Origin of the sequence: Microcystis sp. M113S1 (assembly GCF_020246945.1) — a bacterium.
Lineage (GTDB): Bacteria > Cyanobacteriota > Cyanobacteriia > Cyanobacteriales > Microcystaceae > Microcystis.
Genome location: NZ_JADBSA010000357.1, coordinates 17,878 through 28,312, shown reverse-complemented (window position 1 = coordinate 28,312; position 10,435 = coordinate 17,878). Strand labels below are relative to the sequence as shown.

11 protein-coding genes and 2 pseudogenes are annotated in these 10,435 nt (G+C 42.1%); 6 read left to right on the top strand and 7 right to left on the bottom strand.

What is annotated here, in order from left to right:
• Positions 1 to 143 precede the first annotated feature (143 nt).
• The 3 genes and pseudogenes from IM319_RS18205 to IM319_RS22770 form a co-directional block, all read right to left on the bottom strand.
• On the bottom strand, positions 144 to 854 hold the full coding sequence (locus tag IM319_RS18205) for a superoxide dismutase (RefSeq protein ID WP_287685504.1): 711 nt from the start codon (positions 852 to 854) through the stop codon (positions 144 to 146).
• A gap of 226 nt (positions 855 to 1,080) precedes the next feature.
• Positions 1,081 to 1,161, bottom strand: a pseudogene (locus IM319_RS18200) (PEP-CTERM sorting domain-containing protein); the annotation flags it as partial.
• A 250-nt stretch (positions 1,162 to 1,411) separates the two neighbouring features.
• Positions 1,412 to 1,510: pseudogene (locus IM319_RS22770) on the bottom strand (IS200/IS605 family accessory protein TnpB-related protein); the annotation flags it as partial.
• Between the two features lie 185 nt (positions 1,511 to 1,695).
• Between IM319_RS22770 and IM319_RS18195 the strand changes: the two are divergent.
• Positions 1,696 to 1,944, top strand: coding sequence for a hypothetical protein (locus tag IM319_RS18195; protein ID WP_287736501.1), 249 nt, complete (start codon positions 1,696 to 1,698; stop codon positions 1,942 to 1,944).
• A gap of 275 nt (positions 1,945 to 2,219) precedes the next feature.
• Positions 2,220 to 2,684, top strand: coding sequence for an SRPBCC family protein (locus IM319_RS18190; protein WP_158200095.1), 465 nt, complete (start codon positions 2,220 to 2,222; stop codon positions 2,682 to 2,684).
• Positions 2,685 to 2,757: 73 nt separating this feature from the next.
• On the opposite strand, the gene IM319_RS18185 is transcribed toward IM319_RS18190, so the two are convergent.
• Positions 2,758 to 2,961 carry a hypothetical protein gene (locus IM319_RS18185; protein WP_002737727.1) on the bottom strand — a complete coding sequence of 68 codons (204 nt, stop codon included), beginning with the start codon at positions 2,959 to 2,961 and terminating at the stop codon, positions 2,758 to 2,760.
• A 70-nt stretch (positions 2,962 to 3,031) separates the two neighbouring features.
• Here IM319_RS18185 and IM319_RS18180 point away from each other — a divergent pair, with 70 nt between their 5' ends.
• The 4 genes from IM319_RS18180 (at position 3,032) to IM319_RS18165 (ending at position 5,648) form a co-directional block, all read left to right on the top strand.
• Positions 3,032 to 3,547, top strand: coding sequence for a DUF1499 domain-containing protein (locus IM319_RS18180; protein WP_287736500.1), 516 nt, complete (start codon positions 3,032 to 3,034; stop codon positions 3,545 to 3,547).
• Between the two features lie 144 nt (positions 3,548 to 3,691).
• Positions 3,692 to 4,189 carry a DUF427 domain-containing protein gene (locus IM319_RS18175; protein WP_286826655.1) on the top strand — a complete coding sequence of 166 codons (498 nt, stop codon included), beginning with the start codon at positions 3,692 to 3,694 and terminating at the stop codon, positions 4,187 to 4,189.
• A 148-nt stretch (positions 4,190 to 4,337) separates the two neighbouring features.
• Entirely contained in the window at positions 4,338 to 5,219 is an 882-nt protein-coding gene (locus IM319_RS18170) for a 4-hydroxybenzoate solanesyltransferase (protein WP_287736499.1), read from the top strand.
• A gap of 189 nt (positions 5,220 to 5,408) precedes the next feature.
• Positions 5,409 to 5,648 carry a DUF6737 family protein gene (locus tag IM319_RS18165; protein WP_158200090.1) on the top strand — a complete coding sequence of 80 codons (240 nt, stop codon included), beginning with the start codon at positions 5,409 to 5,411 and terminating at the stop codon, positions 5,646 to 5,648.
• Here IM319_RS18165 and IM319_RS18160 read toward each other — a convergent pair.
• The 3 genes from IM319_RS18160 to hemF form a co-directional block, all read right to left on the bottom strand.
• Positions 5,613 to 7,913, bottom strand: a complete 2,301-nt coding sequence (locus IM319_RS18160; RefSeq protein WP_287736498.1) for an ATP-dependent helicase — start codon at positions 7,911 to 7,913, stop codon at positions 5,613 to 5,615. The genes IM319_RS18165 and IM319_RS18160 overlap by 36 nt on opposite strands.
• A 107-nt stretch (positions 7,914 to 8,020) precedes the next feature.
• Positions 8,021 to 8,995 carry a tRNA lysidine(34) synthetase TilS gene (gene tilS, locus IM319_RS18155; RefSeq protein WP_287736497.1) on the bottom strand — a complete coding sequence of 325 codons (975 nt, stop codon included), beginning with the start codon at positions 8,993 to 8,995 and terminating at the stop codon, positions 8,021 to 8,023.
• A 255-nt stretch (positions 8,996 to 9,250) separates the two neighbouring features.
• The gene (hemF, locus tag IM319_RS18150; RefSeq protein WP_287736496.1) at positions 9,251 to 10,273 is read right to left on the bottom strand and encodes an oxygen-dependent coproporphyrinogen oxidase; all 1,023 of its coding nucleotides are present in this window, start codon (positions 10,271 to 10,273) and stop codon (positions 9,251 to 9,253) included.
• Between the last annotated feature and the right edge of the window lie 162 nt (positions 10,274 to 10,435).

Here is a 10,435-nt window from a genome sequence, read left to right as displayed (position 1 = left end):
TGTCAGTCTGTAGAGCGACCATAAGACCAGAACAGAGTAAAACTGGGGCGGCAGGTGCGGAACCCCGCAAGGGAAAGAAGCAGAAACCTAAATCGTGAGGTTTGGGAATCACCGTCCGTTTTACGGCGGTGAGGATGTCAACGTTAAGCTTTTGCCTGAAGATAGCGGCGATTTACCTCCTCCCAGTTAACCACATTCCACCACTGTTTTAAATACTCAGCCCGTTGATTACGATATTTTAAGTAATAGGCGTGTTCCCAGACATCATTGCCCATAATTGGCTGTAATCCCATCATTAGGGGGCTATCTTGGTTAGCAGTGCTGATAATTTCCAGTTGTCCTGACTTATTTAAAACCAACCATGTCCAACCACTACCAAAAAGTTTAGTACCTGCTTGGTTGAAAGCGTTTTTAAATTCCTCGAAACTGCCAAATTTAGCGATTATTGCCGCTCCTATTTCTCCTTTTGCTTCGCCACCGCCATCGGGGGACATAATCTGCCAAAACATCGTATGATTAAGATCGCCACCGCCATTATTGCGGACAGTGGTGCGAATATCGGCGGGTAAGGAGTCAAGATTTTTAATTAATTCTACTACTGTTTTTTGCTGCAATTCTGGATATTTTGCCACTGCCAGATTGAGATTATTAACGTAGGCAACATGGTGTTTATCGTGATGAAATTGCATCGTTTCCTTATCAATATAAGGTTCTAGGGCATCATAAGCATAGGGGAGAGGAAGCAGAGTATAGGGGCTATTGGCAGCAAAAGCGGGACGGTTAAAATTTCCTAGAGTTGCTGTGCCAAGGGTAGCACCTAAAAGATAAAGAAATTGACGGCGATCGAGGGGCATATTCTCAGAGCAGATGTTCCAATGATCAATTATCCTATCGATCGGTGCCTTGGCAGAGAAAAGTTTTTTATTTTTACCTGTCTGCTATAAGATGTAAAATTTTTTGAGTAATTGCAGAGGAATTTAAAAAAATTTGTTAAAATTAAAAGTTAAACTTGGAAGGTTTCTAGACCGCATTTTTCCGCAAGTAGGGATGGAAAAAATCCCATCACCATACTTTGTCAATTTATCGTTTTTGTTTGAATTGAGAACCGATGCCCAAAAGTCCTAAACCTAATAATCCTAAAATTGCTGAAGGTTCGGGAACCGGTGTGACATTGATGTTATCAAACTGATGATACGGGGATGCCTGAATCCATTCAACAGATACTAAATTAGTGAAGCCAGAATTAAAGGTAAAAGTTTCTAGGGTACTGAGAATTGCATCGATAGTAAAAGCTTGGCTAACGGTACTAGAATCGGCTTTTGTTCCTGTAAAATTGACAGTCACACTATCATCACCAATGACGCTAGTTAGTTGAACAGACTGAATTCGATTTCAGAAATTCCCTTCACTTTTACTTCGAGAGATTAATTCTCCTTCGCTGAACTACGCACCTCTCTATCCCATAGGTGAACGCATTTGGGAATGCTTTTCTTAGGATGTTGTAACCCCCCTTCCTCTTTTGAGACGTTGTGACACTTAGGGTGCGGAATGTGGGTTAAATTGAGAGTAACTAAACTTGACAATCGGTTTAACAATGCGCTAGAGTAACTGAAACTTCTAAACTGTAACGCTGGCTGAAGGGAGGCTATTAATTTCGACTAAATTTCTTTACTACTAAACTAAGAAAATATAATTATGACAAACTATCAAACAGAAATTAAAATCAAAGTTTCTTTAGATGTTGCTGAAAATTATTGGAATGCAACGGAAGAAGAACGCCAAAAAATAGCAGAAAAAATTGCTTTTTATGTTCAATCTTCAAATTTATCTAGAAAAGAATCTCTGGACAAATTATATAAAACGATGGCTACTATTGGACAAAAAGCACAAGAGAGAGGATTAACCCCTGAAATTTTAGAATCTCTCTTAAATGAAGATGACTAAACGCTTTGTTATCGATACCAATGTTATTATCAGTTAATATCGAGGGTTTACGCCAACGTTTTCGAGAGTTGCTCAAGCTAGTGAAAAAGTGAGCTTGAGAGCAGTTATCTTAATGGTGAGGTACGAAGTTTTCGTTTTGGGTAGCAAATTAGGTTATACTTCAATGTTAAGAAATGTAACCAAGTACAAAACCCTTACTGTTGCCTTGTCTAAACAGTTAACTTTATTTTTGTCCGACTACTGAAATTCTCAGCCAGCAATTTATAAGCAGATCAATGTCATCTTGTCAAGTATTTGAACAATCAATTCAGATTAAAGCTAGTGCCACGACGGTGGAGCGTTGTATCACGGATTTAGAGTTAATGCGTCGCTGGTTGAATCCGGTGTTAGTTTGTGAACCTATCGGCGATTGGAAGACCGATATCGGTGGTAGAAGTCGTTTTTTGATTCAAATTCCCCTAATTCAGCCAACGCTAAAAAGTACGGTGATTGAGAGAGAACCGGGGTTAATTGTCTGGCAATTTGAAGGCTTTTTTTGCGGTTGCGATCGCTGGGAATGTCAACCCAATGATCGCGGCACTTGTCTAATCAATCGTTTTGAGTTTGCCATTCCTAATCCGGTTGTGGGGTGGGGATTCCAGCAATTCGCCGCCAAATGGACTAAAAAGGATATGGAAGCGCAATTAAGACGCTTAAAACGAGTAGCCGAGGAAATTTATCTACTTTCAGCCGAAAGTTAAGCTGATGCAGTGGTAAGCGGGGGGTGTTGGGGATGGGAGAATACCCTTATCCCCAACAGCTAACCCCTGATCCCTAATCGATCGAGATCGACTGGGGACTGTTGCCGTTATCCTGATTATTGTCGTTAAAACTGACTAATCCCTGCTGTTCCAACCATTTTTTGAGGGGATCGTCCGAAAGTTTCAAGCGCAGTAATCCCGAGGCAAAACCACCGAAAAAAGCGATCGGTTGTTGAATCAGTTCTTTAACAACGGGTTGTAATTCATCGAGAAACATCTTATTCTATCTCCTGATATTGTCACACCTATCAATGTTAAGTTAATTGAAGTGATTCTGTAAGACTAGCATGACTGAAACTTCCGACACGGTGAAAAAATCTTTCCGGCTAACCCCGTTTATTTTCCTAGTAATACTGCTCATCTGGCTAGGAATTAGGTTAATTGCTCCCGATAGCGTCAGTTTATTCGCTGGTACTCGTCCCGATTATTTGGGAGTCAGGGAGGGTAAACTGGCCCCTTGTCCGGTCACTCCTAATTGTGTTAGTAGTCAGAGTCAGGATCAGGCTCATTCGATCGAACCCCTTAGTTATCAGGGTAGCGGCAAAGAAGCGATCGAGCAATTAGCTAAAATTATCGCTTCCCAACCGAGAACTAAAATTATTAACCAAGATAGTAACTATCTCTACGCCGAATTTAGCAGTCAATGGATGGGATTTGTCGATGATCTGGAATTTTCTCTTAATCCTAGCAAAAATGCGATCGATGTTCGCTCGGCCTCCCGGTTAGGAGAATCGGATTTAAATGTCAATCGAGAGCGAGTGGAAACCCTGAGAAAACTCTTTTCAGTAAAAAGTGAGCAGTGAGCAGTGAGCAGTGAGCAGTAAACAGTAAGCAGTGAAAAGACAGCAGTAAACTGCCATTTGATGATGATCACTTAAAACTCAAAACTGATAACTGATAACTGATAACTGATAACTGATAATTGAATACTATAAACTTGAAAAATTATGTTTCGTCCCCAACCGATACCAGCAAAAGCAGGACAGGAATCCGTCTGGGATTATCCGCGTCCCCCGCGCCTAGAATTATCGCCTAAACACCTAAAAATTATCTTTAATGGTGTGATAATTGCCGATACTAAAAGCAGTTATCGAGTTCTAGAAACCAGTCATCCCCCAGTTTATTATCTACCACCCCAAGATATTAAAATGGAATACCTGCAAGCGACAGCAGAAAAGTCTTTTTGTGAGTGGAAAGGTCTAGCGGGATATTACAATATCACCGTTGGCGACCAACAGGTAATTAACGCCGCTTGGTATTATCCGGAGCCAACACCAGAGTTTCAGGCAATTAAGGATTATCTGGCTTTTTATCCCGCCAAAATGACCGCTTGTTATGCCGACGGTGAATTAGTACAAGCGCAACCGGGTAACTTTTACGGGGGATGGATAACCTCCGATGTGGTTGGTCCGTTTAAAGGCGTTCCCAATAGTTGGGGCTGGTAATCAGGTTAAGTAAGTAGTCGTGCAAAATTAACTTCTTGGTTAGGAAAGGCAAAAGGCAAGAGGCAGCTTTGTTCTCCCTGCTCCCCACACCCTACACCCCACACCCCACACACCGTTAACTCCTAGTTTCTACTTTTGACGAGAAATTATGACTATATCCCAACCCGATCTAGAACCCACTTGGATGACGATTATTCGCCTCTTGCGCTGGGATAAACCCGCCGGTAGGTTAATTTTGATGATTCCCGCTTTATGGGCGGTATTTTTGGCGGCAGACGGGGGGCCACCGCTACCCTTGATCGGGGTGATCATTTTGGGAACTTTGGCCACTAGCGCCGCCGGCTGTGTAGTTAACGATCTTTGGGATCGGGATATCGATCCACAAGTCGATCGCACCCGTAACCGTCCTTTAGCGGCCAGAGCTTTATCGATCAAGGTTGGTCTGATTATCGCTCTGATTGCTTTCTTTTCTGCCGCAATTTTAGCTTTATATCTGAATTTACTGAGTTTTTGCCTATGTTTAGCCGCCGTTCCCTTGATTATCTGCTATCCTCTGGCCAAGCGTTTTTTTCCCGTACCCCAATTGGTTCTTTCTCTCGCTTGGGGTTTTGCGGTTTTAATCTGTTGGAGTGCCGTCACCGGGTCGTTAAATAGTAATACATTTATATTATGGGGAGCGGTGATTTTTTGGACATTGGCATTTGATACAATTTATGCTCTGTCCGATCGAGAGGATGATCTCAAGGTTGGTATTAACTCTAGTGCCATATTTTTCGGCAAATACGCCCCGGAAGCTGTGGGGGTCTTTTTTGCCCTGACAGTGGGTCTATTGGCTTGGGAGGGGCAAAAACTGCAATTATCAGCCTCTTTTTGGCTAGGGTTGGGTCTAGCTGCGATCGCTTGGTTGCGTCAATACCGGCTGTTACGTCAATCGGATTTACCCAAACCAGTTTATGGTCAAATGTTCGGTCAAAATGTTTGGGTCGGTTTTATTTTATTAGCGGGTATGATTGCAGGGAGTTATTTTTAAATAAGTAAATCGAGTAATTTTTTACTCTTTCGGTCTTCCTAGGTGTTTTTTAAGCTCGATCGCTCTAAAATTGAGTTAGTAACTAGCCAGACAGAATTAATTAGACATATCTAACCACCTCTTGCCTTTTGCCTATCCTAACCAAGAAGTTAATTTTGTCCTACTACTTAAATTACTGATCCGTAACCAATGTCTAACTCGAAATCCGATAACGTTTGGGACCACAAACCCCGTTGGTGTCAACCTTGGTCGATTCTGTTGACAGGAATTACCCTGATTGCTGGGTGTTGGTTTTTAACCCAGCGTCTCTGGTTAACTCTACTCCTATCTATTCCCATACTCCTTTGGTGGTTTGTCTTCCTAATTCTTTATCCGCGGACGCTGCAGCAACAGTTAAACACAGAAAGAATCGGGGAAAGCATTGATTAAAACAGGAAAGACAGGACAGGGATTTTTATCCTGTAATTGACTACTTTCATCCCCGCGAAAAGTGTTCCAACGAAAAGGAGCTTTTTTTTCACTCGACATCCATAAAAGTCTTTTTGCTCGCGTCATCGCTACATACAAAAGTCGGTATTCTTCAGCTTTTTTAAGTTGTCCAGCTTCTAACCAAGCGCTTAAAGGTGGGGGAATAATTGGTATGCTGTCGGGGTTTAAATAGCGTTGATGAACTGCTGCTCGAATTTGCGCCCGGGACACTTCTGCGAGGGTAAAATCTCCCAAAAATTTTGCCCCATTGGGAACCCAAGGTTTGCCCGGGATAATATCTTCGTGAAGAAAGGGGATAAAAACATAATCCCAGTCTAAACCCTTGGCTTTGTGCATAGTAATAATCGTCAGTTGTCCGGGACGAGTATAACAATCGTCGTTATCTTCTTCCACTCCTTCAAAGCGCTCGGAGGCGATAATTTCATTGAGAGTATTAATTGTATTTTTTAGAGAACTATTACCAGCAGTTTCCTGATAAATACGGGCGTTTAATTTTTGCAAAGTGGCTAATTCTGACCCCGAATATTGGAGAGTCATAGCGAAAAAAGATAAGAGTTGATAATGGGGTAATTCTAATCTAGCTTTTAGTAAACTGCAGCAATAACGACGGGCGATTTTTTCGTTAGATTTGAGTTCAGGATCGAGGGGAGTGGGATAAAGAAATTGTTCGGGATAGGTAACTAAAGGATTTAAGTCTTGGGCAGTAATTAAACCCCTAAATTGTAGCACTTCTAAAGCCCCCTTGAGATAATCGGGAGAGTGGGGACGTTCGACAAAAGCTAATAGTTTCAGCATTTCGGCGGGAATTTGGGAAAAGCGATCAATCTCGTTAGCTTCAAAAAGTCTGATTTGATAACTTTTATAAAAATGGGCAAATTTTTGAGCAAAAAAGTGTCCCTGTCGATTTTCTCTAACGAGGATAGCCGCATTATGTTGAGGATTTTCTTGGAGTAATTTAACTAGACGTTTTTCAATGAATTCCACTGTTTGATAAATGTCATCGGGTTGATAAATTTCTAATCCTTTTCCCTCCTTAACTGGATTAGGCTGGGGATCTTCGGCACTGACGGGAAGAATCGCTTGAACTCGAAAAGGAGCCTCGGTAACTTTATGATTATCTTTTCCCTGTTTCCAATCTCGATCGACCCATTGTAAAACTAAATTAGCAGCTTCAATAATTTTAGTATTGCTGCGACCTGCTTGGTTCATAGTCGATAAATTGCCTTCGTTTTGACAACTTTCACAAAACCAATTAAAGTAAACAGGATCGGCGGGGGTAAAGGTAGAATTAATCGCTTGATTGGGATCGCCCACGCGAATTAAATTAGGTATTTCACCGTCATTATTTTTTGCTAAAATAGTAATTAGTTTTTCTTGGAGAGGACTAGAATCCTGTGCCTCATCTTCAAAGACTCCAAAGACAGATTTTTGCCATTGTCGGCGAATTTTTTCTTCCTCTAATACTCGCAATGCTCCTAAAATCATGTCATCATAATCTATATAGTTTTTCTGACGCATCAGGATTTCATACTGTTGGTACAAACCACTAGCAATAGCGAGAATTTGATAATTATCGTCGGTGTAGTGGCTTAATTCCCAGACTTGCTGCGGTGATAATCCCGAACTTTTTAGCTCATGAATGGCCGTATAGGCAAGACTAGGTAAAATTTCGGTTCTCAACACCGATTGACGGCGTAATCTTTCTGTTTCTTCCCCATCAAATTCCACTCCTTCTAATAACTTTTGATAACGGATTGGGTCAGTAATTAGCCATTTTTCCACCGAGTTTCTAATAATTCTGTGGCTAGGAGTCGGAATAACTAAGGTAGAAGATTCGAGGTCTAATCCCGATAATTCCGAGTAACGACGGGCCAATTGTAGGGCCAGTCCGTGCAGAGTTTGGACGCTAAAACCTTGGGCCGAAAGTTGTAAATCTTGCAAGCGTTGTTTAATTTTAGCTTTAATACTAGCGGCAGCCGAGCGCGTGTAGGTGACAATAATTAACTGTTTTTTAGCATGAAGTTGCTCACGAGCAATAACCATAGCGGCAGCTACGGCCAAACTGTGGGATTTTCCTGCCCCCGGCACCGCAGAAATGGCCATTTTTCCCCCTTGCCAATCGGCTAATTCCTGTTGTCCGGCTCGCAGTTGTTGCCGGAGATTGACCAGTAAACTTTCTCGATCAATTACTTTAGTTTCGCTCATTATTCTACGCCAATTTTATTTTTAGTTTAATTGTATTACTATTAACACTGTCCACTTAAAACTGTAATCTGATAACTGATAACTGATAACTGATCACTGATCACTGATCACTGATCACTGATATATAGCCAATTTTGTTGTACTTCTACTCGAATTTTGCCGGTTAAGGAGGAAGTGGCATCGCGATTAACACCGGTAATGAGATTAACCACTGACTCAACTTCGGCAAAATTAGGGGATGAGGGTAAATATTGAGCCAAAAATAAACGAATCACTCGTCTTTGTATCGCTAGAGGTAGAATTTGTAAAGGGGAGCGATCGAGTCTTTGTTGATCTAGATCGATAACCTGGCGAAAAATATCCTGGGCAATACTATCTAAATAATCGCTTTCTGCTTCCAAAATTTCGGCAGTTTGGGCGAGATGTTTTTCGATTTGGGGATTTAAATTAGTTTGCAGGTAGGGTAATAATTCCTGACGGATGCGATTGCGAGCATAGCGTAAATTCTCATTAGCTCGATCATACCAGATCGGTAATTCTCGACTTTGACAAAAAGCCAAAGTTTCCCCGCGAGTGACATTTAAGAGGGGACGGACTAAAAAAATATCTGGGGTTAAACTTGTCAACCAAGTTAAGGCAGAAAGTCCATCACTACCTGCCCCGCGCATGAGATTATAAAGAAAAGTTTCCGCTCGATCGCTCCTCGTGTGTGCCGTGAGAAGATAATTAAAACCCTGTTGTTGGGCTATTGTTTGTAAAGCTTGATAACGCCATTGTCTGGCCTTGGCTTCCGTTTCCGCCATGGGGGGTGCGGTGGTAATATAAACAGGTAATTGCCAAATTTCGGCGATTTCCCGCACATGAGTGACTAATCCTCGGTCGGAGGACCAACGGTGATCACAATGAGCGATCGCTAGTTGCCAACCCCAACGAGGGCGCAAATCCAGCAATAATTGCCCTAAACAGAGGGAATCCTGACCTGCTGACAATGCCACTAACAGAGACGCATTTTTAGGTAGTAATTGTCCCTTTTTCACCGTGGTTTCCAGACGAGTATGGAGAGGTGTCCAAAAATTAGCCAAAATTTTTAGATTTATTTACTTGACAAGGGTGTGGAAAGTATTTTCAGTGAACAGTGAACAGTAATCAGTGATCAGTAATCAGTGATCAGTGATCAGTGAACAGTGATCAGTGATCAGTGATCACTGAACAGTAAACAGTAAAAAGACAGTAGGAAACTGCTATTTAATACTGCTCACTTAATACATAATGCTCACTTAAAACTCAAATCTGGTAACTGGTAACTGATAACTGGTAACTGCTAACTGATAACTGATTTAAGCTTGCCAATTAACCCAATCTTGGGGTTTTAGGAAGACATCATAGAGTTTTGCTTCTGGGGTGTTTGGTGCAGGTTGATAACAGTATTCCCAACGGACTAAAGGAGGTAAAGACATCAAAATCGACTCGGTACGACCGTTAGTTTGCAGCCCAAAAATTGTGCCACGATCATAAACTAAATTAAATTCTACATAACGACCGCGACGATAGAGTTGAAACTGACGTTCTCTGTCACCGTATTCCGTCGAGTGCCGTTTCTGGACAATGGGAACGTAAGCGGGTAGAAAAGCTCGGCTACAGTCATTAATGAAACTAAAAATTTCTTCCCAGTTGCGGGGTTGTTGGGGAGATAATTTTTCTGAATAGATAGCGGCATCACTTTCGGCAAAAGGACCACGATAAAGAGGGTCTAAACCGTCTTGATAATCAAAGAAAATCCCGCCGATGCCTCTGGCTTCCTGACGATGATTGAGATAAAAATATTCATCACACCAGCGTTTAAAAACGGGATAATATTCGGGATGATGTTGGTCGCAAACCTGTTTAAAAGTGCGGTGAAAATGACTAGCATCTTCTTCAAAAGCATAGTAGGGAGTTAAATCAGCACCACCGCCAAACCACCAAACCGGACCTGCTTCAAAATAGCGATAATTGAGGTGAACTGTGGGAATATAAGGATTGCGAGGATGCAAGACCATCGAGGTTCCCGTGGCATAAAATTCATGACCAGCAGCCTCGGGCCGTTGTTTGGCAATGCTAGGAGGTAATTCTTTCCCCCAAACTTCCGAAAAATTCACCCCTGCTTGTTCAAAAATTGCCCCTTCCCGCAAAACTCGCGAACGTCCGCCGCCACCTTCGGGCCGTTGCCAACTATCTTCGATAAATTTTGCTTGTCCATCCACTTCTTCTAATCCCTGACAAATTTCATCCTGTAGGGATTTCATAAATTCACTGACGCGGCTACGGCTGTCACTGGCCGGCAAATTGGCAAGGGTGGGGGTTGTGGTGAATGCAGTCATACTCAAGGATCAAAGTTGATAACTCAGTGATTATATTACTACTGGGTGATGAAACGGACGCTCTTCGATACTTAACTTAACATTTAGACGGATTGGAAGTGGGGAAGTGGGGGAGTGGGGAGAATAAATAAAAATAATCTCCTGACGACCGGCGACCGGCTC